At 51.7% G+C, this 23,900-nt stretch carries 21 protein-coding genes; 13 read left to right on the top strand and 8 right to left on the bottom strand.

Annotated features, from left to right (window positions below; genetic code table 11):
* Nucleotides 1–63: 63 nt before the first annotated feature.
* Nucleotides 64–336, bottom strand: coding sequence for a hypothetical protein (locus ETV65_RS21485; protein ID WP_129955095.1), 273 nt, complete (start codon nucleotides 334–336; stop codon nucleotides 64–66).
* Between the two features lie 90 nt (nucleotides 337–426).
* Nucleotides 427–1,152 (bottom strand): DUF3053 domain-containing protein, encoded by a 726-nt coding sequence (locus tag ETV65_RS21490; RefSeq protein ID WP_238483361.1) that lies wholly within the window; start codon nucleotides 1,150–1,152, stop codon nucleotides 427–429.
* A gap of 182 nt (nucleotides 1,153–1,334) precedes the next feature.
* Between ETV65_RS21490 and ETV65_RS21495 the strand changes: the two genes are divergently transcribed.
* Nucleotides 1,335–2,390 (top strand): DUF1615 domain-containing protein, encoded by a 1,056-nt coding sequence (locus ETV65_RS21495; RefSeq protein WP_165383766.1) that lies wholly within the window; start codon nucleotides 1,335–1,337, stop codon nucleotides 2,388–2,390.
* Nucleotides 2,391–2,742: 352 nt separating this feature from the next.
* Entirely contained in the window at nucleotides 2,743–2,955 is a 213-nt protein-coding gene (gene cspA, locus ETV65_RS21500; protein ID WP_013574336.1) for an RNA chaperone/antiterminator CspA, read from the top strand.
* 643 nt (nucleotides 2,956–3,598) lie between these two features.
* On the opposite strand, the gene ETV65_RS24960 is transcribed toward cspA, so the two are convergent.
* On the bottom strand, nucleotides 3,599–3,736 hold the full coding sequence (locus ETV65_RS24960; RefSeq protein ID WP_165383765.1) for a hypothetical protein: 138 nt from the start codon (nucleotides 3,734–3,736) through the stop codon (nucleotides 3,599–3,601).
* A 675-nt stretch (nucleotides 3,737–4,411) separates the two neighbouring features.
* On the opposite strand from ETV65_RS24960, the gene ETV65_RS21505 reads away from it, so the two are divergent.
* On the top strand, nucleotides 4,412–5,749 hold the full coding sequence (locus tag ETV65_RS21505; protein WP_129955098.1) for an MFS transporter: 1,338 nt from the start codon (nucleotides 4,412–4,414) through the stop codon (nucleotides 5,747–5,749).
* Nucleotides 5,742–7,088 carry an enolase C-terminal domain-like protein gene (locus ETV65_RS21510; protein ID WP_129955099.1) on the top strand — a complete coding sequence of 449 codons (1,347 nt, stop codon included), beginning with the start codon at nucleotides 5,742–5,744 and terminating at the stop codon, nucleotides 7,086–7,088. The genes ETV65_RS21505 and ETV65_RS21510 overlap by 8 nt, the downstream gene beginning before the upstream one ends.
* Before the next feature lie 52 nt (nucleotides 7,089–7,140).
* On the opposite strand, the gene ETV65_RS21515 is transcribed toward ETV65_RS21510, so the two are convergent.
* The 3 genes from ETV65_RS21515 to ETV65_RS21525 form a co-directional block, all read right to left on the bottom strand.
* Complete coding sequence (locus ETV65_RS21515; RefSeq protein ID WP_129955100.1) at nucleotides 7,141–7,344, bottom strand: hypothetical protein; 204 nt, start codon at nucleotides 7,342–7,344, stop codon at nucleotides 7,141–7,143.
* Between the two features lie 135 nt (nucleotides 7,345–7,479).
* Nucleotides 7,480–8,730, bottom strand: coding sequence for an OFA family MFS transporter (locus ETV65_RS21520; RefSeq protein WP_129955101.1), 1,251 nt, complete (start codon nucleotides 8,728–8,730; stop codon nucleotides 7,480–7,482).
* A 365-nt stretch (nucleotides 8,731–9,095) separates the two neighbouring features.
* Nucleotides 9,096–9,872 (bottom strand): alpha/beta hydrolase, encoded by a 777-nt coding sequence (locus ETV65_RS21525; RefSeq protein WP_129955102.1) that lies wholly within the window; start codon nucleotides 9,870–9,872, stop codon nucleotides 9,096–9,098.
* 193 nt (nucleotides 9,873–10,065) lie between these two features.
* Between ETV65_RS21525 and ETV65_RS21530 the strand changes: the two genes are divergently transcribed.
* Together ETV65_RS21530 and mrdA are read left to right on the top strand one after the other, a co-directional pair.
* Nucleotides 10,066–10,464 carry a hypothetical protein gene (locus ETV65_RS21530; RefSeq protein WP_235173780.1) on the top strand — a complete coding sequence of 133 codons (399 nt, stop codon included), beginning with the start codon at nucleotides 10,066–10,068 and terminating at the stop codon, nucleotides 10,462–10,464.
* A gap of 207 nt (nucleotides 10,465–10,671) precedes the next feature.
* On the top strand, nucleotides 10,672–12,618 hold the full coding sequence (gene mrdA, locus ETV65_RS21535) for a penicillin-binding protein 2 (protein ID WP_129955103.1): 1,947 nt from the start codon (nucleotides 10,672–10,674) through the stop codon (nucleotides 12,616–12,618).
* A 222-nt stretch (nucleotides 12,619–12,840) separates the two neighbouring features.
* On the opposite strand, the gene ETV65_RS21540 is transcribed toward mrdA, so the two are convergent.
* Nucleotides 12,841–13,563 carry a hypothetical protein gene (locus ETV65_RS21540; RefSeq protein ID WP_129955104.1) on the bottom strand — a complete coding sequence of 241 codons (723 nt, stop codon included), beginning with the start codon at nucleotides 13,561–13,563 and terminating at the stop codon, nucleotides 12,841–12,843.
* A 1,028-nt stretch (nucleotides 13,564–14,591) separates the two neighbouring features.
* Between ETV65_RS21540 and ETV65_RS21545 the strand changes: the two genes are divergently transcribed.
* The 7 genes from ETV65_RS21545 (at nucleotide 14,592) to ETV65_RS21575 (ending at nucleotide 22,585) form a co-directional block, all read left to right on the top strand.
* A complete protein-coding gene (locus tag ETV65_RS21545) occupies nucleotides 14,592–16,031 on the top strand; it encodes a HAMP domain-containing sensor histidine kinase (protein ID WP_129955105.1) in 1,440 nt (479 codons plus the stop codon).
* Nucleotides 16,031–16,786, top strand: a complete 756-nt coding sequence (gene qseG / locus ETV65_RS21550) for a two-component system QseEF-associated lipoprotein QseG (RefSeq protein ID WP_129955106.1) — start codon at nucleotides 16,031–16,033, stop codon at nucleotides 16,784–16,786. The genes ETV65_RS21545 and qseG overlap by 1 nt, the downstream gene beginning before the upstream one ends.
* The gene (glrR, locus tag ETV65_RS21555; protein WP_129955107.1) at nucleotides 16,783–18,120 is read left to right on the top strand and encodes a two-component system response regulator GlrR; all 1,338 of its coding nucleotides are present in this window, start codon (nucleotides 16,783–16,785) and stop codon (nucleotides 18,118–18,120) included. The genes qseG and glrR overlap by 4 nt, the downstream gene beginning before the upstream one ends.
* 154 nt (nucleotides 18,121–18,274) lie before the next feature.
* Nucleotides 18,275–18,613, top strand: coding sequence for a nitrogen regulatory protein P-II (gene glnB, locus ETV65_RS21560; RefSeq protein ID WP_013574351.1), 339 nt, complete (start codon nucleotides 18,275–18,277; stop codon nucleotides 18,611–18,613).
* A gap of 411 nt (nucleotides 18,614–19,024) precedes the next feature.
* Nucleotides 19,025–19,546 carry a sorbitol dehydrogenase family protein gene (locus ETV65_RS21565; RefSeq protein ID WP_129955108.1) on the top strand — a complete coding sequence of 174 codons (522 nt, stop codon included), beginning with the start codon at nucleotides 19,025–19,027 and terminating at the stop codon, nucleotides 19,544–19,546.
* 26 nt (nucleotides 19,547–19,572) lie between these two features.
* Entirely contained in the window at nucleotides 19,573–21,174 is a 1,602-nt protein-coding gene (locus tag ETV65_RS21570; protein ID WP_129955109.1) for a GMC family oxidoreductase, read from the top strand.
* 10 nt (nucleotides 21,175–21,184) lie between these two features.
* Nucleotides 21,185–22,585: a cytochrome c gene (locus tag ETV65_RS21575; RefSeq protein ID WP_129955110.1), complete on the top strand. Its 1,401-nt coding sequence runs from the start codon at nucleotides 21,185–21,187 to the stop codon at nucleotides 22,583–22,585.
* A gap of 64 nt (nucleotides 22,586–22,649) precedes the next feature.
* On the opposite strand, the gene hmpA is transcribed toward ETV65_RS21575, so the two are convergent.
* On the bottom strand, nucleotides 22,650–23,840 hold the full coding sequence (hmpA, locus tag ETV65_RS21580) for an NO-inducible flavohemoprotein (RefSeq protein ID WP_129955111.1): 1,191 nt from the start codon (nucleotides 23,838–23,840) through the stop codon (nucleotides 22,650–22,652).
* Nucleotides 23,841–23,900: the final 60 nt, after the last annotated feature.

The raw sequence follows: 23,900 nt of genomic DNA on the forward strand, positions 1-23,900 counted from the left end.
TACGACTGTACGCATCAGGCTCAATGGGGAGAAAAGGCTCAGGCACCGTGCCTGAGCTTATTTTTAGCGGGAACCCGGCAGCAGGGATTCCGTGCATTTGAAGACGTCTTCGCGGAATTTTCGTGAGGCGTCATCCAGATCAGCCTGGTTGGCGACATCTGCACGGTTGGCTTCCAGCGCCTGATTGACGGCGAGGGTGAAGGCATTTTCCTGGCTGGCATTAAGCACATTACCCACGCTGCCGAACAGCAGACGCATGGCGGAAATCTGCACCAGGAGCTCACGGTTTACGCGCTCAAGCTGGTCAACACGTTTGTTCAGGGTTTCATCACTCATAGGTGTCTCCTTATTTAATTGCCGCACACCATAACAAAAGCACTGCCATGAAAAAACCGTCTTACGGTGGCGGAGGCTTTGCCTGACGGATTAACGCACCATTTGCTGCATCTGACGGCTGAGTTGCATCAGTTGTGCATTCAGCGGCACCAGCTGTTGCTGAATGGCATTGTATTTATCCAGCTGCTTCTGGTTGGCGAATTGCAGACGATTGCCGGTGATGGTGACATTTTTACCCTGATTTTTGATGAAGTCGGCTTTCGCCACAATCAGGTTCAACACCTGCGGCAATAAATCGAATACCTGTTCCGTGATTTGTGTCGGTTTAACGATGGTTTTCTCGTAGGCCTGATCATAAATCTTCTTCAGGTCATCTGGCTGTTTCAGTGCCGCATGCCGGGTATCGGCCTGGGTTTTGAGCAGCACAATTTTTTCTTTCCATTTTTCACTGCTGTCAGCCATTTTTTTCAGATCATCGCGTTGTTCCAGCAGATTACTGACGCTGTTTACGCCGTTCATGCCGGCAAAAACCGGTACCAGCGAAGAATCCAGTTCGATATTCATCTGATGATGAAAACCGGTGATGATCGCGTAATCTTGGGTGTAATCGCCAAACTGTTTTTTCTGCGCTTCGGTCAGTTGCGGGACGGCCAGTGCGGGTTTATCGAGGATCCGCGACTGAAGAAAATCTATAAAAGCTTTGCGTTGCGCGGGTTCTTTATCACCGCAGCCGCTGAGGGCAAACATCATCAGCAACAACATAAAAGGCAGCAAAAATACGCGGTGGAAAGCCTGAGAGCGGGGCGCTGAATGCATAATTTCCGTGTTCCTTTATCTCCATCATCAGAGTCTTAACCTTAACGCATAAAGATAATTTTTTGCTAGATCGGTATAGCTATCTTCGCTAACGTCACCCTCAGAGTCATTTATTCAGGGAATGTATAACTTTGAAGCAAAAGTCATTTTCGATAAAACAGTTCGCGCCCGCGCTGGCCATAATGATCCTGGCCGGATGTACATCGACGAAAAAAAGCGAAACGCCGGTGCAAAATCCGCATGATGTGAAAGCGGATATTGTGAGGCTGATGCCAGCATCGGCCCCTGACAGAAAAGGTTGGGCGACTGATATTACGGCCGCTTTTACGACGCAGGGCATCCCGGCGACGACCGAAAACATCTGTTCCGTGCTGGCGGTGGCGCAACAGGAATCCAATTTCAACGCCGATGCGCCGGTGCCGGGATTAGGCAAAATTGCCTGGAAAGAGATTGACCGGCGCGCCGATGCGGTTCATGTGCCTAATTTCCTGGTGCACACAGCGCTGTTGCTGAAATCCCCGAACGGAAAATCCTACAGTGAGCGGCTGGATAACGTAAAAACCGAGAAACAGCTGAGCGCTATTTTTGATGATTTTATTGATATGGTGCCGATGGGACAGAAGCTGTTCGGTAATTTGAATCCGGTGCATACCGGCGGGCCGATGCAGGTCAGCATCGCGTTTGCCGAGCAAAACGCCAAAGGCTACCCGTATAAAGTCGAGGATTCGATCCGTAACGAAGTGTTCAGCCGCCGTGGCGGTGTGTATTTTGGCGTCAGACACCTGTTGGGATATCCGGCGAATTACACGCAACCGCTGTACCGCTTTGCCGATTTCAATGCCGGTTGGTATGCCAGCCGTAACGCCGCGTTTCAGAGCGCGGTAAGTAAAATATCGGGCATTCCGCTGGCACTGGACGGTGACCTGATTAACTACGGCACGGATAAACCGGGCGGCACAGAGCTGGCGGTACGCACACTGAGCAAACGTCTGGACATCAGCAATTCGGCCATCCGTAAGGCCCTGGAGAAGGGAGAGCAACTGGGGTTTGAAGATACCCGGCTCTATAAGCAGGTCTTTGCGCTGGCAGATAAAACCACCGGCAAACGTCAGCCGCGCGAAATGCTGCCGGGTATCACGCTGGAAAGTCCGAAGATTACCCGCAAGCTGACCACCGCCTGGTTTGCCAAACGGGTGGACGGCCGCCGCGCAGATTGTATGAAAAGAGCGGGAGGGTAAGGTTTAAAGCCTGCCGGAGCAGGGTGGGCTTTCTCATTATTTAATCGGACTACAGCCGTTGTCACGGGCGGCCTGAGCGTTATTTTCCCCTGGAATAAAAACACCGCTAATATCATTGTGTTGAAATAAAAGCTTGCTTAATAAATCCGCCTGTGTGTAAATAGCGTCAACGGTTTGTGGTTAAGACCTATTTATGTAAGACATTTTAGTAAAGCAGTTCCTGGTTCAAGTGATATAGCAAATCCTTTCTCCGACGAATTTCCTTCTCTGATGCATCCATAAGTATTTCAAATAAAAACAGACCTATATTGCCCTATGGCATCATAAAATAAAAACGAAGAAGGTATTTCCTATGTCTAATAAAATGACTGGTTTAGTAAAATGGTTTGACGCTGGTAAAGGTTTCGGTTTCATCTCCCCTGCAGACGGCAGCAAAGACGTGTTCGTTCACTTCTCTGCAATCCAGAGCAATGATTTCAAAACCCTGGACGAAGGTCAGAACGTTGAGTTCACCATCGAAAATGGTCAGAAAGGCCCATCAGCGGGTAACGTTGTCGTTCTGTAATGTCGCCTGATATTGAAGGCAAACACTCTGCAATAGCGAAGATGGGTTAAACCCGGAGCAGCCAGAATAATTGTTTCAATATCGACATTATTAATGACAAAAATAAACCCTGGCCAACGCCGGGGTTTATTATTTATTAAGCTTCTGAATTTATTTCCGGAGCCATAACAGAAAAGCCGGTTGAATTATTATTCCCCCCCAGTCGTTTTTTCTGTTATGAAAAGGTCGTGCTCAGGCCGCGCAATGTCGGAGTGTTCGATGGACGCTTGCGCCATAATATGACGGCCGGGAAAGCACCGGCACTTCTTCCCTTCATACTTCAAGCCGCAGATGCGTTGGCCGCACTCAGTCACCCGAATCACTTACATAAGTAAGCTCATCGGGACTCCTTCTCTTGCCGCCTTCCTGCAACTCGAATTATTCGTGAATAAGAGCAAATCGCTCATCTTCCCAAATTCCAAATCCCCATTGATGCCTTTGCCGGAAAACAGGCAAAAAAAAGCCCGCACGCGGCGGGCAAAATAACAGGGTTCTACAGGGGTATTACACAGGGACATCACACAACATTTGATGGATTTAAGATACCAAACCTTGTGTATGGTTTTGTCATCACCCGGTAAGGTTAATCCAGCAGATGTAAGCCTTATTTGTCCGCATAATGCGTAATCACCTGATCAATTTTGGCGTCCGCCAGCGCAATTCCTTTCTGTATCAACGACTCTGAACCGATGCCTGCCAGCACGATAACGACGGCAACAATCATTAATCCTTTGTATGTCATGGCTTGCCCTTTCGCATTTCTCAATCAATGGCAGCATTATGCGACGATACTCACGGTATCGCCACAAGGCAGGGGAAAACGCAGGGAAAGATGTTATGCGCCTAAATGGCCGACGGTGAAATAAGTTACCAGACCAACGATAACCAGCAGCGCGATGGCGGCTGCAGTATAGAGAATGATGCGCTTCGGGCTGTAAAATGCCATGAAATGTCCTTATTTATCCGTCGTCAATGCTGCTTCATCCGCGAAGTTCCATCATCAAAGCCATCACATAACCGATGCCGACGGAACCTCCCGCCATCATTAGCCAAAAAGCAGTTGCCTTCATGTCACACTCCTTGTGCGGGACGGTATGTCCCAACAATTTGTCAGAGAATAAAATTATAACAATCATATAATCCGTATGGATAAATATGTGTTCTTATTTTAAGCAATCCGTCTGGAAATCCCTTTCTGAACTGTGAAGTTCCTCGCTAATCTGTCTAAAAGCAATGATGAAGCTGAGCGGGGGGTTGTGCTTATGCACATCGTTTAATGCGTTGATAATATGCAATAACTGTGTGAGTTATTCCTTGCTGGTGATCAAAGCTTGGGCGGCTGCACAATGGCAAATCCCGGTGTTCCCATCTTACTTAGTGTTGCAGTTGTTCATAATTTCAACGCTAAGGGAACACCATGAACGGTCATGAAAACAAAGCGGTACGCAGTGCAAACCGCAAATTCTTTGCCCGCACCATTCCTATGCTCATCCTGATGTTGATCATTAATCAAATCGACCGCACCAACGTGGGCTTTATCAAACACAGCCTTGAAACTGACGTGGGCATCAGTACCGCCGCGTTTGGTTTCGGTGCCGGGTTGTTCTTCGTCGGCTACGCGCTGTTTGAGATCCCCAGCAATATGCTGATGGACAAGTATGGTGCGCGCGTCTGGCTGACACGCATCATGATCACCTGGGGTGCGGTAGTTTTTGCCATGGGCTTTGTCACGACACCGATGCAATTCTACGTGCTGCGGTTTTTGCTCGGCGTCGCCGAAGCCGGTTTCTTCCCGGGGATCCTGTTTTACTTTCGTAAATGGGTGCCAAATATTTACCGCGGCCGTGCCACGGCTTTGATCCTCACCGGTTCGGCGGCGGCATATTTGCTTTCCGGTCCGGTTACCGGTGGCCTGCTGGAACTGCATGACTTTATGGGATTGCCCGGCTGGCAGTGGGTGCTGTTTATTGAAGGTGCACTGTCGGTGCTGGTCGGGATCGTGGCGGCATTCTTTCTGGTGTCGAAACCTGAAGAGGCAAAATGGCTGACTGACGAGGAAAAACTGGCACTGAGTACGGCGCTGAACACGGAATCCAGTTCGCGTGATTTACATACACAGGGGCAGTCGCGGTGGAAGCTGATCACTGACGGGAAAATGGCGTATCTGTGTTTTCTGTTCTTTGTGATGTGTATGACCGGTTACACGCTGGTGTTCTGGCAGCCGGAGATCATCGGACGTATTCCGGGGCTGTCCCCTTTCCAGATTGGCATGCTGAATTCCGTGCCGTGGATTTGTGCGATTATCGCTATCAATATTCTTGGTCGCGTCAGCGACCGTTTCCGTGGCAGTCGTGAAACCATTCTGGCACTGGCGCTGATTGTGGCGGCGGTCGGCACCTGTCTGTGCACTGTCGGCAGTCCGTGGTTTGGCTTGTTTGCACTGTGTGTGGTGTGTATCGGGACAAAATCCAGTGCCGTGTTGTTCTGGCCGATCCCGCAAAGCCAGTTGCCGTCATCGATCGTGGCGCCGGGGATTGCGCTGATCAATTCTCTTGGCAATCTTGGCGGTTTCTTCGCACCGGCGGTGTTTGGCTATCTGCAACAAACCACCGGCAGCACCACGGCGGGCTTGTATATCCTCAGCGGGATTTCAGTTTTTGCCGCTATCACACTGTTCTTCACCAAAACTCATCGCACGCCAACTCAACCCGAATATCACGCCCCGCAGGGAATGGAGCCAAAACATCATGTCTGATACGCCAAAAATTGTCGAAATGCAGGTCATTCCGGTTGCCGGTTACGACAGTATGCTGCTGAACATTGCCGGTGCGCATCACTGCTATTTCACCCGTATTTTGCTGGTGCTCAAGGACAATGCCGGGCATACCGGCGTGGGGGAAGCGCCCGCCACCGGCGTGGTGCTGAAGATCCTCACGGATGCCATCCCGCATATCGTCGGGCAGGAAATTGGCATCATGAATCAGCTGGTCAGTGAGTTACACAAACGCGATCTGGAGGAAAACCGCCAGCCGAAGCCTGTGTTGCCAGGTTTCCGTCCGTGGGATCTCGAACGTCATCATAATGCTGTCGCGGTGCTGGAAACCGCACTGCTGGATCTGATGGGACAGTTTCTCAATCAGCCAGTCGCGCAACTGCTCGGGCCTGGTAAACAGCGCGATGAAGTTCCGGTGCTTGGTTATCTGTTTTATATCGCTGACAGGCAGAAAACCGATCTGGAATATCAGGACGGAAAGCGGCAGGAGGGGCAGCATCCGTGGTACCACCTGCGCCATCAGGAGGCGATGAGCCACGACAAGGTAGTACAACTGGCGGAAGCGGCGCAGGATAAATACGGCTTTAAAGATTTCAAACTCAAGGGCGGTGTACTGGCAGGCGAAGTCGAAATTGAAACGGTAAGGGCGCTGAAAAAACGCTTTCCGCAGGCACGGATCACGGTGGATCCGAATGCGTCCTGGTCGCTGGATCAGGCGATTTCGCTGTGCAAAGACATGCACGGGATTTTGTCTTACGTGGAAGATCCGTGCGGCGCAGAGCAGGGGTTTTCCGGGCGCGAAACGCTGGCGGAATTTAAGCGCGCCACCGGATTACCGGTCGCGACCAATATGATTGCTAACGACTGGCGGCAGATGAGCCATGCGCTGCAACTGAATGCGATCGATATCCCGCTGGCTGATCCCCATTACTGGTCGATGCGCGGGGCGAATATTATCGGTACGTTATGCAATGCGTGGGGGCTGACGCTTGGCTGTCATTCGAATAATCATTTTGATGTATCGCTGGCGATGCTGGCGCATCTCGGAGCCGCCGCGCCCGGTGAAATCACCCCATTCGATACGCACTGGATCTGGCAGGAAGGTCAACATCTGACCAAAAATCCGTTACAGATTAAAGACGGTAAACTGGCGCTGAATGAACTGCCGGGGCTGGGCGTTGAACTGGATATGGATGCGGTCGGCATTGCCCATCAGCGTTACAACAACCTGCGGCACAAAGATCGCGATGATGCGATCGCCATGCAGTATCTGATCCGCGGATGGGCGTTTGACGGCAAGCGCGCCACACTGGTTCGCTGACGTCAGGCTGACCGGCGTGGGGTTACGGCCGGTATTTTCGCTTTCAAAAAGATTACTTCAGATAGTCGGTGCTGGCGTTCAGTTTGGTATGTGCGCCTGCATCGATCGTCGTGGACGGTCTGGTGCCGCTTTCGCTGGCTTTACGGTTCAGTTCAGAAGCCACTTCCTGTGCGCTGGAAGGATAAGCCTGAGCCAAACTGTTGAAAGTGGTCATGGCTATCATCAGGCCAAAAAGAGCGAGGGTGGTGCGTTTCATTTTGCGGGTGTCCGGTCTGTTCACATTTTGTCATAAGGGGGTGTGATTCAGCGGCCGATTTTATATGCTTTATTCATAATAAACGGGAGCAAATTGTGCTCCCGTTCATCATTTATGCTGCGCTCAGCTGCTGTGTTACACGTGCTGGAGCGTATTATGCGCTTCTTGTGACTTATTCGGTAAGCGAATCGTGGCAGAAAGAACCAATGACACAATCAATAATGCGGTGATGATGCTGAAGGTCACTGCGAAACCACCAAACAGAGAAGCCACCAGGGAAGCAAAGATGCTGCCGATACCGAAGCCCAGATACAGCAGGCCGTAGTTTTTGGTCATGTTGTTCAGGCCGAAGAAATCGCTGACCAGTGACGGATAAACGGTAATGGTACCGCCGAAGCTGAAAGCGACACAGGCCACGGAGAGGAAGAACATCATTTCGTTCATCTGGGTGAACAGCATCATGCTCATACCCGCCAGTGAAACAATCTGTGCAATAGAGATAACGCGGATACGCTGCATTTTATCAGACAATACACCCAGCACCAGACGACCGCTCAGGTTGGCAATCGCAATCACGGTCACTGCGTTAGCCGCCGTCAGCGCATCCAGTTTGACCAGGCTCTGACCGATATCTTTCGCCACACCAATCACATACAAACCGCTCATGCAGGCGGTCAGGAACATCAGCGCCAGCATCCAGTATTGCGGCGCACGAATCGCTTCGGCCAGCGTGAAATCACGGCTGTCGTTGCTGTTGTCATTCAGACTATTTTCTTCGCGGGTTACTGCGGCCGTTTCTTGTTTCGGTGCATCTTTCATCATCAGTGCGCCGGCAATCACCATGACCATCGCCACACCGCCCCAGATCATAAAGGTGTTTTGCAGACCTTCTGTCGCCAGCAGGTGACCGCAGACAAATTTAAATAACAGGCTGCCCAGGCCGTAAGCACCGATTGAACAGGCTGAAATCATCCCCTTACGTTCAGGGAACCATTTCACACAGTTAGTCAGGGTCAGCAGATAACCAGCACCGTCCGCCAGACCGACCAGCACACCTGCGCTGATGTATAGCATGATGACGTTATCGGAATGCGCGGTCAGTGCGAAGCCGGCAGCCATCAGTAAACCGGCGGCGATGGTGACGGTACGCACACCAAAACGTTCCTGAAGTTTACCCGCAACGGAAGAGGCGAGAGCCAGACACAGGCTCAGGATACCGAAAGTCAGCGCTACGCGGCTGATCGGTTCGCCGAGTTTTTCAGACAACTGACCGTTAAACAGACTCCAGGTATAAACGGAACCCAGCGCCAGCTGAGTAAGAATAGTACCGGCCAGTGTGAGCCAGCGGGTACGGTTGTTGTTCTGCATGCCAGATTTGTCACTCATAGTGGGTTCTCCCGAGCGAAGTAGATTCAATTAACTGTGGCTATGATAAGTCTGCTGAATGGATGCGGATGATTTGTGGCGTGAGATGCATGAGTTGCGGAATGAAATGCATCCATGACGGCATGAGTCGCCATTTTCGGGCTAAATTCATCCCAAAATTGGACTTAAAGCACCGCTGCAGGCCTTGCGGGACGCGGGTTTTAGTTGATCTGGATCACTAATCCGTCATTTAGTTTTTTCGGGCAGGGTAACAAACTTTTTTGGAAGGCATTGTTGTGCTGTCGGAGATGTCCGGCCCGGGAGATTTAAATCATTACGCTGTAAAAACGAGCCGTTTTGGCTCGTTTTCGTTTCTACGCTTTGACCTACAATGCCCCGGCATTCAGCGCAGCATTAATCGCAGCCGCGACGCCGGTCGGGTTTTCCCACATCATTGAGTGACCGGCTTGCGGCACAATGGCGGTCTGAATACCCTGTTGCGGCAGAACGGCGACATCCGGTTCAGGCAGTGAAAATTCACCAAACAGTACCGTCGCAGGCATTTCCAGCTGATAAAGCTGTTCGCGCCATGATACCGCTTCACCTCTGACCAGCCCGGTTGCCTGACGGTGGATAGCCAGCGGCGAGGCGATGCCCATACACCCTGCCCAAATGTGATCGTTACCGCGTACTGCGACATTAATCAGGTGTGCATGGCCCTCGCGCAGATACTCTTCTTCTGAGTACTGAGCAACCGCGCGGCTGAAGGTGCCACCGCCGGCATCCAGATTTGGCTCGGCGACAATCAGACGCTGGATCAGATCAGGACGTTGCGCTGCCACCATAATGGCGATGCTGCCGCCCATGCTGTGACCGATTAAATTGACTTGCGGCACACTCAGACTCTCCAGCCAGGCAATCACACAATCAGTATGCGCCTGCAGGCTGTAGCTGAAATTATCGGGTTTATCGCTGTAACCTGAACCGGCGAAATCCAACAGCAGCGAGCGTCGCGGACGCAGGAAGGCATCTGTCGCCACCCGGGGGAAATCGCATGAGGCCGCACAGCCCAGACCGTGTAAGAAAACCAGCGGGACGCCCAGCCCTGACAATTCATGGAAACGTAAATGCATTTCCGTACCGGGAACTTTGAACGATTTCATCTCAATCCTTTGTTAACAACTTAAATGCAATCTGCGGATTATAGGCAGGATCTTTCCAGGTGGCAGCACAAAAAACGAGTAAACGCGCTTCCCTGAACGGGGTTATCATAAATGATGGCGGATTTTAGTTAAGTCATTCAGCTTGCGAATATTTTTTTCGCGAGCGCTTTCTATCAGTCAGACAAGTGATAGCATGGAACTCTTGCTCACTTTATGGATTTATCTGATGGTCAGGTTAGGCAGTTATGTGGCGGTTTCCCTGGTGCTGGCGTCGTTTTCAGCATCTGCTGTCACTCAGTATCAATGTGTATTAACGCATCATACTCAGTCCGATGATGGCAACGATGTTTCTGAGGTCGTCAATAAAAATGCACAGGTTTATGACGCAGGTAACACGTTCAGTTTTTCTCCCGATGGGAGCAAAATGGTGACCAGCCCGGAACTGACGGACATCATTGGCAAAGACAATCAGCCAATGAAAGCCGGTGCGCAAGATAACCTCATGTATATTCACGTAAAAGACAGTTTTGTGGTCGCGACGCAAACTGAAGGTTATGTCTACGGCGATTGCAAAGTGAATACTGCGAAATAAAAAGCCCGGCCACCACATTTTCTGAATCCGGGGTGTTACGCCTGTCCGCAACGCCCTGCAATAAATAGAAACACTCCAGCCAGTTCATTAGCACACTTCTTATAGTCGCCTGTTGCCCGACGGGCTATTCTTGCGCACTTTTCCGGTATCCAGTTTTTTCATTTTCGCCCGCTTCAAGAAGCAGACAAAAAAGGTATTTGCCCGCTTATGGCCTTACTTAACGACGAAATCCGCGACCATACCGCCGAGTCCGTCCTTTTCGTTCGTCGTGCCGTGATCGCATTTCTGGTCGTGATCCTCCTGTCGTCTGCACTGGTGTTTAATCTGTATCACCTGCAGATAGGCATGCATGATTTTTACCAGACCCGCTCAAATCAGAATGACATCAAAATGCTGCCGATCGCACCCAGCCGCGGGTTGATCATGGATCGCAATGGTGTCGTGCTGGCGCAAAATATCACCCTGTATCAGATTGAAGTGATCCCGGGAAAAGTTCCTGATCTTAAAGCTACGCTAAATGCGCTGAAACCCATTGTCGGTCTGACGCAGGATGATCTGGACAGTTTTCATGATGCGATGATCCATGGACGACGCTTTGCGCAGATCCCGCTGAAACTGGCGCTCACGGATGTCGAAGTCGCACGCTTTTCCGTTAACCAGTTTGATTTTCCCGGCGTCTCCATCAGTACCTATCAGCAACGCCGTTATCCGTATGGCGCAGAACTGGCACATGTCGTGGGTTATGTTTCGAAGATAAACGATAAAGATGCCAAACGTCTTGAAGCAGAAGGTATCGCCGAGAATTACGCCGCTGATCACGATATCGGCAAGCAGGGCGTTGAAAAGTATTATGAAAATATTCTGCATGGCCGCACAGGTTATCAGGAAGTTGAAGTCGATAACCATGGTCATGTGGTGCGCTTACTGAAAGAGGTTCCGCCGCAGGCCGGGCAAAATATTTATCTGACGCTGGATCTGGATTTGCAGCAGTACATCGAAAAAGTGCTGAAAGGGCAGCGTGCGGCGGTGGTGGTGATGGATCCGCGTGACGGCGGGATCAAGGCAATGGTCTCCAGCCCGAGTTATGATCCGAACCCGTTTGTGAACGGCATTTCCAGTAAACAATACAGCGCGTTGCTGAAAAATCCGGATCTGCCGCTGATCAACCGTGTGACACAAGGGCTGTATCCGCCGGCTTCGACGGTGAAACCTTTTATGGCGACATCGGCGCTGTTTGAAGGCGTTATCACGCCACAAACCACTTTCTTCGGCGCGCCGACCTGGACGCTGCCGGGCACCACGCGCCATTACCGCGACTGGTTAAAAACCGGTCACGGTATGCTGAATGTGACCAAAGCTATCGAAGAATCTGCCGATACATTCTTCTATCAGGTGGCCTATGAAATGGGCATCGACCGTATCCATACCTGGCTGAGTAAATTTGGCTATGGTCAGTCGACCGGTATTGATCTGGATGAGCAATATAACGGTGTGCTGCCGAGCCGTGAGTGGAAAATGAAGGTTCACAAAAAAGGCTGGTTCCAGGGGGATACGGTTTCGGTAGGTATCGGCCAGGGTTACTGGGTGGCGACGCCGATTCAGATGGTACGGGCGCTGAGCGCACTGGTGAACAACGGCAAGCTGGAAACGCCCCATCTGCTGTATTCTGCAAAAAGTGGAAAAGTAGTTACCCCTTATAAGATGCCGCCAACGCAGCAAATTGCTGATCCAAAATCGCCGATCTGGGGCATCGTGAAGAACGGCATGTTCGGGATGGCTAATCTCCCGAACGGTACCGGCTATAAACTTTTCCATACCGCGCCTTATCAGATCGCGGCCAAATCCGGCACATCACAGGTATTTAGTTTACGGGAGAATCAGGTCTATAACGCTAAAATGACGCCGGTACGTTTACGTGACCACATTTTCTATACGGCGTTTGCGCCTTATAAACACCCGACAGTGGTGATGGCGTTGATCATGGAAAATGGCGGCGGCGACGGCGTCGTAGCAGGGCCAACGGCGCGTGCGATCCTTGACCATATTTTCCTGCCGCCACAGGCGGCAATTTGTGATCCGGCGAAAGCGGATAATCCGGCTGACTGCGAACAGCCGGTACCGACACCCAATTCGCTGGGCTTTAGCGAGCATTGATGCCGGGCGTCGGATCACATCATCTTGCGTTATTAGATCGGCAAGGTGTGCAACTTGCTGATATCCCTGCCGTTAAACAGCGAAGCTGCGTTCTGGCGGCAGAGCGGGATTTCGTTTGAATAAGGGCCGGATACTCATCCTCAAATAATCAGTATCTTATAAAACCGGGTGTCATTGTTAGGGGACGACATCAGGGTATACCCCATACTTATCGATATTGACTCAAATTATCTCGTATTCTAACTGGTTGATTTCTGCTGCTTTAGCGGCGACTGCTTCGGGTGATTCCGCACAATAATCATACATATCGTTACTTTCTGTATGTTCGACGACCACTATTTTGCGCACCCGGATCCTTTGTGTTGCCGGCAGACCGGCATATATCTTAACTCCCGGGCGACCGATAATGAGCACTTCATTATGCGATTCAATATGGCGTTTTTTCTTATCTTCTGACAATAGTGTCTGAGGCGTCAGCAGTCGTTGATATCCTCCTTCACACCGGTAGTCGTCTTTACCTTCTCCGCGGAATATCGCACGACTAAGGGCTGAAGCATCGATAATCCTGCCACCGGCATAGCCATTTTTACGCCCGACGTGATTAGGAAACCAGACGTCAGTCGGATGCGTCCCAAGAATATTTTGTACCGGGACTTCCAGAATTAAGGCAGTGGCGCAATACATTCCGGTATACCGCTTGGTTTTGCTTAAGGGTTGGATATCTTTTAAGTCAACCAGCGAGGTGCTGATAATATCCCAACTGCTTAAAAGAGATTCGGCGCGTTGGTGGCAAAACGGACTCTCCGCGCCTTCAAAGGCATGAATCAGAACATAGTTTTTTGGCAGGGAACGCCAGTTGTTGAGTATTTTTTCTCTGTCCCCGGATAAATATTTAATATCCTGTTTTTTAATAAATGTAATTCCCGACTTTTTATGTGAAAACATACTGCCTCAGTGGTTTATTTTTAGGGTTATCCCCGAAATATAACACGTGATCCTTTTTGAATGGCTTAATACATAATTAAAAATAATTGGATTGTTAATAATTATTTGTTTTTGCTATGGTTTTGACAGTATTATCTGATGTGTTTTAGATGTTCTTATTTCCTGTGGGTAAAACAAAATTGTATGATCCCAGATGTCATAAATTAAGCGTTTTTAGAGGATTCACCTCCTGAGAAATAATAATCCTTTGAAACTGCAAAGATAATTAACAGGAAATCACTCTGTTGTGAGTTTTTAACCCCACGCGATCCGGTTATTCGTTTTTACACCGGTTGTCGGCTGAGTGTACCCAACGGCAGGCATCCGACGTAGCCGACAGGTGTGTGGAGGCCTTACCGGCCGGCTCAGGCCCGGCGATGTGCAGCGATAAGCTGCTGAGCAAAAAAGCCGGCATTAACTCCTGACAGGATGTGTCTAAAAATAGCGACAATAGCCTTTTGGGTTGTCTCCATTTGGAGACATTTAACTGTTTGATAATTAACGATTCGGTTTACGCGGTGGGATACTGTTGCGATTCAGCGACACCTTGGGTGTTTTTCCAACGGATTATTGCGCCTTATGAGGAAGCTTGAAATATTATTAAAATAAAAATTATTAAAATTCATACGCTTGAATATTTTCCTTTAAAGTTGGCACATATCCTGCTAGATTGCAGCAGTTGCTCATTCACCTGATTATGATTGGCTCACGCGAAAGCGTTGATATGCTCATAATGTCCGAATGACGCCAAAGAAACGGTGCCTATCGTTCACCCGACCGATAATCGTTGCGCAAGCACGTTATCAAGCATCGAACGACACGTTGAGTGAGGCACCACCTTTTCCGGCCTGCTGAATTTTCTGAAGAATATTCAGCAGGCCAACCCTTCGCCGTCTGTCTCTCCTGTTTCCCCATCTTGTTAACCTCCCCGACGACACTGGCTGTTTAAACCGTTGTCCGCTAGCATGACTTTATCTGTGGTAAATGAGATGAATGCGTTGAAAAGAAGACGTTTATTCCCCGGTTCGTTACGTCAGCTGGTCTTAATGGCTTTCCTGCTGGTGATGCTGCCGTTACTGGTATTGGCTTATCAGGCTTATGACAGTCTGGATCAGCTCAGCCGGCAGGCGGCGCGTATCAACCGCACCACGCTCAGTGATGCGCGTCGTAGTGAATCGATGTCCGGCATTGCGCTGGAAATGGAACGCAGCTATCGCCAGTATTGTGTCCTCGACGATCCGACGCTTTCCCGCCTTTATCAGAATCAGCACAAACAATATGCCCAGTTGCTGGATGCGCATGCGTCTGTGCTGCCGGATCTGCGCTATTACCAGACGCTGCGCACTTTGCTGACACAACTGACACAACCAACCTGTCTGAATAACTCACCGGATAAAGACTCCTCTGCACGACTGGAAAATTTCTCACGCACTAATGCTGAGATGGTTCAGGCAACCCGGGAAGTGGTGTTCTCGCGCGGACAGCAACTTCAGCGTGCGATTGCCGAACGCGGCCAGTTTTTTGGCTGGCAGGCGCTGGTGCTTTTTCTGCTCAGTGGCGCATTGGTGGTGCTGTTCACCCGCATGATTATCGGGCCGGTAAAAGGCGTCGAGCGGATGATCAACCGGCTGGGCGAAGGGCGCAATCTGGGGGATGTGGCCCGCTTTAAAGGGCCGCGGGAGATCCGCTCGCTGGTACAGCGTATCGTCTGGCTGAGTGAACGCCTTGCCTGGCTGGAGTCACAACGCCACGAATTTCTGCGTCATATTTCTCATGAACTCAAAACTCCGCTCGCCAGTATGCGTGAAGGCACCGAGCTGCTGGCGGATGAAGTGGCCGGGCGGCTGACGCCGGATCAGAAAGAAGTGGTGGCTATTCTTAATAACAGCAGCCGCCACCTGCAAACGCTGATTGAACAACTGCTCGACTACAACCGCAAGCTGGCGGATGCACCGACGCTGAGTGTGGTTGTTGATCTTAAAGCGTTGGTGGACGACGTTGTGACCGCTAACAGCCTGCCTGCCCGCGCAAAAAAAATCCGCAGTGAAGTGACGATCGAAGCGCCCCGGTGTCTGGCAGAACCGACTTTACTGAGACGGGTGCTGGATAATCTCTATTCCAATGCGGTGCACTACGGGGCTGAATCCGGTACTATTTGGGTCCGCAGCCGGCACGAAAACGGACGGGTGATGATCGAGGTGGCGAATACCGGAATGCCGATCCCGCAGGCCGAGCGCGCGATGATTTTTGAACCTTTTTACCAGGGTAGCCAGCAGAGAAAAGGGGCTGTAAAAGGCAGCGGTCTGGGGTTGAGTATTGCTCAGGACTGCATTCGTCGCATGCATGGAGAGCTGCAACTGGTTGCCGTTGAGGATGCGGACGTTTGTTTCCGTATTGAATTGCCCCTGACGGCTGAGAAGAATGAATAATGATCAAATTTTTAAGCGGTTTGTATGCGCTGTTACGCTGCCGGGTGGTCTTAGTGGGTGCACCGCTGGTGCTGGCAGGCTGCGTGCCGCATTCCGGCAATAACCATTATTATCAGCAAGTTTCCGATCAGATCGTGCCAGACAGCAAAGTGATCGACTTTCGTATTGCACCTTGTGAAACGCTCTGGGCGCTGGACGACAGCGACGCGATGACCAATTCACTGTACTGGTTACGGGCGATGGATTGTGCTGACCGGATGAGTGACGCGCAGGCGCGTTATCAGGCGCAGCAGATCCCGGCAACCCAGTGGGAAAGGGTGTTTAAACAAAGCATTCTGCTTTCCGGTGCGGATCCCGATCAGCAGCAGCGTCGCGCGTTGCTGGCGAAAGTCAGCGAGTACCGCGGCCAGATGCCGGGCTCGATTCGCCCGCTGGTACAGTTATGGCGTGAACGGCAGAATCTGCAGGTAGTACTGGGGGATGAAAAAGCCCGCAATGCCCGCCAGCAGGCGCTGAATGAAGAAAAAATTCAGACGCTGACCGCCGGACAACAGGTGCTGGAAAATAATCTTACGGATATGAGGCGTAAGCTGGAAAACCTGACCGATATTGAGCGCCAGCTTTCCTCGCGCAAACAGAGTCAGGGCGATTTGCCGGATAACGATACCAGCACGCCTGTGAAGGCAGCTTCCGGTAATGCGGTCAAACCTGCCGAAACCTACGTGCCGCCCGCTAAGGATCAGAACGTAAAATGACGATACGTAAAGCTGCCAGCTTATTGCTGGTTGATGACGATGCCAGCCTGTTAAAACTGTTGGGCATGCGCCTGACCAGCGAAGGTTTTCGTGTCACCACCGCCGAAAGCGGTGCTGAAGCGCTGCGTGTGCTGCACCGCGAACGTATTGATCTGGTGCTGAGCGATTTGCGCATGGATGAAATGGATGGCATGGCGCTGTTCGCCGAAATCCAAAAATTCCAGCCAGGCATGCCGGTGATCATTCTGACCGCGCATGGCTCTATTCCCGATGCGGTCGCCGCTACCCAGCAGGGCGTATTTGGATTCCTCACCAAGCCGGTTGACCGCGATGCGCTGTATAAGGCTATCGATGAAGCTCTGGCGCAGTCCAGTCCGTCGGCTGATGAAAGCTGGCGCGAATCGATTGTTACCCGCAGTCCGATCATGTTGCGTCTGCTTGAACAGGCCAATATGGTGGCGCAGTCTGATGTCAGTGTGCTGATTAACGGCCAAAGCGGCACCGGTAAAGAAGTGCTGGCACAGGCCATTCACGCTGCCAGCCCGCGCGGCAAAAAAGCTTTTATCGCCATTAACTGCGGCGCTTTACCGGAACAGTTACTGGAATCCGAGTTATTTGGCCATGCTAAAGGCGCATTTACCGGCGCGGTGAGCCATCGTGAGGGGCTGTTCCAGGCGGCGACCGGCGGCACGTTGTTCCTTGATGAAATCGGCGATATGCCGTTGTCGCTGCAGGTGAAATTACTGCGTGTACTGCAGGAGCGTAAGGTGCGTCCGCTGGGCAGCAATCAGGATATTGATGTGGATGTGCGCATTATTTCTGCGACGCACCGTGATTTGCCAAAAGCGATGGAGAAGGGGGAGTTTCGCGAAGACCTGTTTTACCGCCTTAACGTCGTCAGCCTGAAGTTGCCAACGCTGAGTGAAAGATCAGAAGACATTCCGCTGCTGGCCAATCATCTGCTGCGTGTCGCGGCGCAAAGGCATAAACCTTTTGTGCGCAGTTTTTCTACGGACGCGCTCAAACGGCTGATGGTCGCCAGCTGGCCGGGCAATGTGCGCCAGTTAGTGAATGTTATCGAGCAATGCGTGGCGCTGACTTCTGCACCGGTGATCAGCGAAGCTCTGGTGCAACAGGCACTGGAAGGAGAAAACACCGCACTGCCAACGTTTGCCGATGCGCGGAATCAGTTCGAACTGAACTACCTGCGTAAGCTATTACAAATCACTAAAGGTAATGTGACGCAGGCGGCACGTATTGCCGGGCGTAACCGCACCGAGTTTTATAAGTTGCTCTCCCGCCATGCGTTAGAAGCGACCGATTTTAAAGAGTAACGGGAATTTACTTTCAGAGGCTTGAGGTACATTCCTGCCGCTGAACTATGATACCTTTAGCGCCTTCGCATGCCACAGGCATCCGAAACCAGATTGTGAACCATGCTGCCGCGCAGGAAGGCGGAGAGCAAACGAATGATTATAAGGGTCCGCCATGAAAAAGATTGATGCGATTATCAAGCCATTCAAACTCGACGATGTCCGTGAAGCATTAGCGGAAGTCGGGATTACCGGGATGACTGTGACCGAAGTGAAAGGCTTTGGCCGTCAGAAAGGTCACACCGAACTCTACCGTGGTGCGGAATACATGGTCGATTTCCTGCCGAAAGTGAAAATCGAAATTGTCGTGGCAGATGATATCGTGGATACCTGTGTGGAAACCATTATGACTACCGCGCAGACCGGTAAAATCGGTGACGGTAAAATCTTCGTGTTTGATGTGGCACGAGTGGTCCGTATCCGTACCGGGGAGCAGGACGAAGAAGCGATTTAATGTTTCATCAGGGCGGGTAATTGCCGGTTACCCGCCCTGTATTTTCCCTTTTCTATCCCTGTTGATCCCATCTTGTTATACCAATCACTCTTTAACCAAATCACACCCAACCCTCTGTTTATTCTGTTTCGATGACCCGTTTTTGTTCCGTAGACGGAAAAACCCTGTTCGGCGATCACCACAAAAAATGCTATTTGTTAGTTTTTTGTGAAGGTTGAAGGGTTTTTATTGTGACTTCGTTGAAAAAGTGAGAGTAAAATCACACTTGTTGTTATACCAGTTAGAAAAACTTGTCAGGTACGTTGTAATCACTCACTAAAATAATTCAGGGTGAAAGTATCCGGCAACCAACACTGGTGTGGATTGATCTCCGTTGATCGTGGTTTTCACGCCCATTCAAAAGGCTTTGCAATGTCACAACAAGAAAAACCCATACGTATTTCCCGTCGCGTATTTTTAGGGGGCGCACTGGCGGCGCTTTCCGTTCCGCTGATGAATAAGCTGCTGCTCAGCCCGGTCTATGCCGCGCCGGTTGCCGGTTTGTCTCAGGCAAAACAGGATTTCACCCAACTTTCTCTGTATCTGACCGGTCACGAACAGTTAGATCCGGCCCTTTCTGAACGTTATTACCAGACGATGTTGCAGTTGTACCCGGACTTCACCGCACAGGTTCAGGCATTGCAGGGATTTATCACGGCGAATCATATTGACGCCGCTGATCTGCAAAAAACGCTGGATGCACAGCAGCCTGCGCTGGCGAAACTGCCGCGCAGCATCCTTCAGGCGTGGTATCTCGGGGTGGTCGGCGAGGGTAAACAGGCCGTTTGTCTGGCGTATGAAAATGCGCTGATGAATGTTGCGGTTCGCGATCACCTCAATCCGCCGAGCTATGCCTACGGCGCTTACGGTACCTGGGCAAAACAGCCCGTCTGAAAATAACGTTCCAAAAGGGTTAAGCAATGAGTGAACAACTTTCCGCTGACGTCGTCGTCATCGGCTCAGGGATCTGCGGCTCGCTGGTCGCACAGCGTCTGGCAAAACAAGGTATCTCCGTCATTATTCTGGAGTCCGGCCCGCGCATTGACCGCGGAACGCTGACTGAAAACTTCCGTAATTCGCCGCGTAAAAAAGACTTTATGTCGCCGTATCCGTATTCCGACTGGTCGCCACATCCGGTGTATAAACCGGAAGATAATGATTATCTGCAACAGCAGGGGCCGTATCCGTTCCCGGCGGAATATATCCGTATTATGGGCGGCACCACCTGGCACTGGGCGGCACAGGCGTGGCGTGTTCTGCCAAACGATATGAAGATCAACACGCTGTACGGTGTCGGGCGTGACTGGCCGTTGTCATACGAAGAACTGGAACCGTTTTATTACGAAGCTGAAGTGAAAATGGGCGTCTCCGGTGCACCTGACAACGGCTCACCGCGCAACCAGCCCTTCCCGATGGAACCGGTCGCCGAATCCTGGCTGCAACAGCGTTTTCGTGAGCGACTGGCACCTGGCGGTTATGACGTGATTGTTAACACTACCGCGCGTAACAGCCGTAACTATGACGGACGTCCGGCCTGTTGCGGTAACAATAACTGCATGCCGATTTGCCCGATCGACGCACAATATCACGGCGGCATCGCAGCGCAGGCTGCTGAGGCGGCGGGCGCAAAGCTTATTACCAACGCCGTGGTTTACCGTCTGGAACATGACGAAAAAGGCCGCATTGTCGCCGCGCATTATTATGATCCGGATAAAGGCGAGCATAAAGTCACGGCGAAAAACTTCGTTCTGGCAGCCAACGGCATTGAAAGCCCGAAACTGCTGCTGATTTCTGCCAGTGATAAATATCCGGACGGGCTGGCAAACAGTTCCGGCACCGTCGGGCGTCACCTGATGGATCACCCGAGTAATTCTCTGACGTTTGAAACCGAAGAACCGTTGTGGGCAGGGCGCGGGCCGATGAGCCCGGCTTCAATCAACAGCCTGCGCGACGGCGATTTCCGTAAAGATTACGCCTCGTTCCGTATCGATATCGCCAACTCTTCCCAGGTGCAGTCGGTCACGCAGGATTTGCTGGCGGAAGGCGTCTACGGCATCAGTCTGGATAACGAAATTCGTCGCCGGGCGTCGCACCAGACCAGCCTGAAAAACGTGATGGAACAGCTGCCCAATTACGATAACCGCATCATTCTCAGCGATAAAAAAGACAAACTGGGTATTCCGAAACCGGCAGCGATTTACCACATGGATGATTATGTGCATCGCGGTATGGCGCGTGCGGTGAAGGAATACACCGAAATTGCCCGACTGATGGGGGGCACCAACTTACGCTTCAGTAAGCCGGGCGTTTACGGCAACAACCAGCACATCACCGGCACGATGAGCATGGGTCATGACCCGAAAGATTCTGTGGTAGATGCATTCGGCCGCACCCATGACCATGAAAATCTGTTCATCACCAGTACCGGCGTGATGCCAACCTCGGCCACGGTCAATTCCACGCTGACCGCTGTTGCGCTGGCATTACGTACCGCTGATCATCTTGCCAAAACTGCGCTATAGGCTGACTGACATGACTCTGAACCGTTTCACTTACAAACGTCTGACGGGCGCGTTGCTGGCCTTTGGCCTGAGCCTGACTGCGGGCACGGCTTACGCCGCGTTATCGCCGGAGCAGGATGCGCTGATCAGGAAAGGCGAATATATCGCAGTAGCCGGAGACTGTGTGGCATGCCATTCCACCGAAGGTGGCAAGCCGTTCGCCGGCGGCCTCGGGCTGGCGACGCCGCTGGGCACCATTTATTCGAGCAACATCACACCCTCTAAAAAAGACGGTATCGGTAATTATACGCTGGAACAGTTTGAACATGCAGTGCGCGACGGCGTGCGCGGCGATGGCGCGAATCTGTATCCGGCGATGCCCTACACCTCGTATGCCAAAATCAGCGATGACGATATGAAAGCGTTGTATGCCTATTTTATGCAGGGTGTGTCACCGGTTGATGTGCCATCAACGCCGACAGCATTGCCGTTCCCGTTCAACGTGCGTCTGTCGATGGCGGGCTGGAACTTGTTGTTCCTCGAAAAAGGGGCGTTTAAAGCCGATCCGTCGAAAAGCGATCAGATCAACCGGGGGGCCTATCTTGGCGAAGCACTCGCACACTGCAGCACTTGCCATACGCCACGTAATGCGCTGATGGCAGAGCAGGGCGATAAAGCGCTGAGCGGCAGCAGTCTGGGCACCTGGTTTGCACCGAACATTACGTCGGATGCGGTCAGCGGTATTGGCAACTGGAGCACGGATGAAATTGCCGGTTACCTGAAAACGGGTCACGCACCGGGCAAGGCGCAGGCGGCAGGGCCGATGGCTGAAGCGATTGACCACAGCCTGAGCCATCTGAGCGACAGCGATTTGCAGGCGATTGCCGTCTGGCTGAAACAAACCACGCCGGTCAGTCAGGAAGGACAGGCGAAAGCCGCCGATCAGTTCGGATCACCGGCGAATTATGTCGATACGCTGCGTGGCGTTCCGCGTCCGGCTGACGCCGGAAAAATGACCGGCTGGCAGGTGTATGACGGTTATTGTGCCAGTTGCCATCAGCCCGACGGGCGTGGCAGCAAAGACGGTGGCCTGCCGTCGCTGATGAATAACACTGCGCTGGGACATCTGAACAGCGACAATCTGGTGATGGCGATTTTACATGGCGTGCAGCGCGGGCCGGAAAACAAAGATGTCGCGATGCCGGCCTTTGAGCATTTACTGTCAGATACGCAGGTCGCTACGCTGAGCAATCAGCTGTTGAAGCAGTTTGGCAACGATCAGGCGAAAGTTACGCCGGAGCGGGTGAAAGAATTGCGTGCAGGCGGCAAACCTTCGCCGCTGCTGGAACTGGCGCACTGGGGAATGGGCATTGCCGGGCTGGTGGTTATCCTGCTGATTGCTTTATTCTTTATGCGTCGCCGTCGTCCTTAATACCTGCTGACGCAGCAATAATAAAGGCTGACATTCTGTGTCAGCCTTTTTTTTCGTGCAGGGATTAAATCACTTTATGCGGGCCGAAACATTCGTAGTGAATGTTAGCTTCGCTGATGTTCATCGCCAGCAGTTGTCTGGCGACGAACTGCATAAAGCCCACCGGTCCGCACAGATAGAAATGCATGTCCGGGGTGCTCAGTGACCCGCTGACTTTGCTCAGATCCATCAGTCCCTGATACTGGAAATCTTCTCCGGGTAAATCATCAGCCTGTGGCAGGTTATACCAGACATGATGTTCCAGTTGCGGCAGGCTTTCCTGCGCGTTTTTCACTTCACCGGCAAACGCATGCACCGCGCCGTTTTCCGCGGCGTGCAACCACTGAACCGGGGCAGGGTGTCCGCGCTGTGCCAGTGTGTTGAGCATGCCTAACATTGGCGTCTGACCGACACCGGCGGATATCAGCGCCACCGGCGTGATATCGCTGATGTCCATAAAGAAATCACCGTGCGGGGCGGCAAGATGAATAATATCGCCCGGTTGCGCGAAATTATGCAGGAAGTTGGACACCGCACCTTGCCCTTCGCGTTTTACCGCGATGCGGTAGCTTTTGCCATTCGGTGCCTGTGTCAGGGAATACTGACGGATTTCCTGATTCTCCAGTGAAGCATCACGAATATACACCGCCAGATATTGCCCCGGTTTGAAGTCCGCCACCGGTTTACCATCGACAGGCTCCAGCACGAAAGAGGTAATGAGCTCACTTTGCGGTTGTTTTTCGGCAATACGGAATTCACGCGTACCGTGCCAGCCACCGGTTTTTTCTGCACTGTCCTGATAAATTTCAGCTTCACGGTTGATAAACACATCCGCCAGCACGCCATAGGCTTTGCCCCACGCATCCAGCACTTCCTGGCCCGGACTGAACATTTCATCCAGCGTTGCCAGCAGGTGAGTCCCGACAATATTGTATTGCTCAGGCTGAATGGTAAAACTGGTGTGTTTTTGCGCGATGCGCTCCACGGCAGGCAGCAGCGCCGCCAGGTTTTCAATATTGGCGGCGTAAGCGCAGATGGCATCGAACAGCGCCTGACGCTGATCGCCGTTGCGCTGGTTGCTCATATTAAAGATGTCTTTCAGCTCTGGGTTATGTGTGAACATGCGGTCATAGAAGTGTGCGGTCAGTTTCGGGCCAGTCGCAGCGAGCAAAGGGATAGTGGATTTAACGGTGGCGATAGTGGCTGAATCAAGCATGGTGAACTCCGGCTCTGTGAGAATTTTATATAACATGTATTTAAAATGCATGTTATATAA

Origin of the sequence: Rahnella sp. RFA10(1/100), from assembly GCF_004195115.1 — a bacterium.
GTDB lineage: Bacteria > Pseudomonadota > Gammaproteobacteria > Enterobacterales > Enterobacteriaceae > Rahnella > Rahnella perminowiae.

What these genes read in the sequence shown, in the direction of transcription:
- ETV65_RS21485 (WP_129955095.1), bottom strand. Translation starts at nt 336, where the DNA reads ATGAGTGATGAAACCCTGAACAAACGTGTTGACCAGCTTGAGCGCGTA.
- ETV65_RS21490 (WP_238483361.1), bottom strand. Translation starts at nt 1,152, where the DNA reads ATGCATTCAGCGCCCCGCTCTCAGGCTTTCCACCGCGTATTTTTGCTG.
- ETV65_RS21495 (WP_165383766.1), top strand. Translation starts at nt 1,335, where the DNA reads ATGATCCTGGCCGGATGTACATCGACGAAAAAAAGCGAAACGCCGGTG.
- cspA (WP_013574336.1), top strand. Translation starts at nt 2,743, where the DNA reads ATGTCTAATAAAATGACTGGTTTAGTAAAATGGTTTGACGCTGGTAAA.
- ETV65_RS24960 (WP_165383765.1), bottom strand. Translation starts at nt 3,736, where the DNA reads ATGACATACAAAGGATTAATGATTGTTGCCGTCGTTATCGTGCTGGCA.
- ETV65_RS21505 (WP_129955098.1), top strand. Translation starts at nt 4,412, where the DNA reads ATGAACGGTCATGAAAACAAAGCGGTACGCAGTGCAAACCGCAAATTC.
- ETV65_RS21510 (WP_129955099.1), top strand. Translation starts at nt 5,742, where the DNA reads ATGTCTGATACGCCAAAAATTGTCGAAATGCAGGTCATTCCGGTTGCC.
- ETV65_RS21515 (WP_129955100.1), bottom strand. Translation starts at nt 7,344, where the DNA reads ATGAAACGCACCACCCTCGCTCTTTTTGGCCTGATGATAGCCATGACC.
- ETV65_RS21520 (WP_129955101.1), bottom strand. Translation starts at nt 8,730, where the DNA reads ATGAGTGACAAATCTGGCATGCAGAACAACAACCGTACCCGCTGGCTC.
- ETV65_RS21525 (WP_129955102.1), bottom strand. Translation starts at nt 9,872, where the DNA reads ATGAAATCGTTCAAAGTTCCCGGTACGGAAATGCATTTACGTTTCCAT.
- ETV65_RS21530 (WP_235173780.1), top strand. Translation starts at nt 10,066, where the DNA reads ATGGAACTCTTGCTCACTTTATGGATTTATCTGATGGTCAGGTTAGGC.
- mrdA (WP_129955103.1), top strand. Translation starts at nt 10,672, where the DNA reads ATGGCCTTACTTAACGACGAAATCCGCGACCATACCGCCGAGTCCGTC.
- ETV65_RS21540 (WP_129955104.1), bottom strand. Translation starts at nt 13,563, where the DNA reads ATGTTTTCACATAAAAAGTCGGGAATTACATTTATTAAAAAACAGGAT.
- ETV65_RS21545 (WP_129955105.1), top strand. Translation starts at nt 14,592, where the DNA reads ATGAATGCGTTGAAAAGAAGACGTTTATTCCCCGGTTCGTTACGTCAG.
- qseG (WP_129955106.1), top strand. Translation starts at nt 16,031, where the DNA reads ATGATCAAATTTTTAAGCGGTTTGTATGCGCTGTTACGCTGCCGGGTG.
- glrR (WP_129955107.1), top strand. Translation starts at nt 16,783, where the DNA reads ATGACGATACGTAAAGCTGCCAGCTTATTGCTGGTTGATGACGATGCC.
- glnB (WP_013574351.1), top strand. Translation starts at nt 18,275, where the DNA reads ATGAAAAAGATTGATGCGATTATCAAGCCATTCAAACTCGACGATGTC.
- ETV65_RS21565 (WP_129955108.1), top strand. Translation starts at nt 19,025, where the DNA reads ATGTCACAACAAGAAAAACCCATACGTATTTCCCGTCGCGTATTTTTA.
- ETV65_RS21570 (WP_129955109.1), top strand. Translation starts at nt 19,573, where the DNA reads ATGAGTGAACAACTTTCCGCTGACGTCGTCGTCATCGGCTCAGGGATC.
- ETV65_RS21575 (WP_129955110.1), top strand. Translation starts at nt 21,185, where the DNA reads ATGACTCTGAACCGTTTCACTTACAAACGTCTGACGGGCGCGTTGCTG.
- hmpA (WP_129955111.1), bottom strand. Translation starts at nt 23,840, where the DNA reads ATGCTTGATTCAGCCACTATCGCCACCGTTAAATCCACTATCCCTTTG.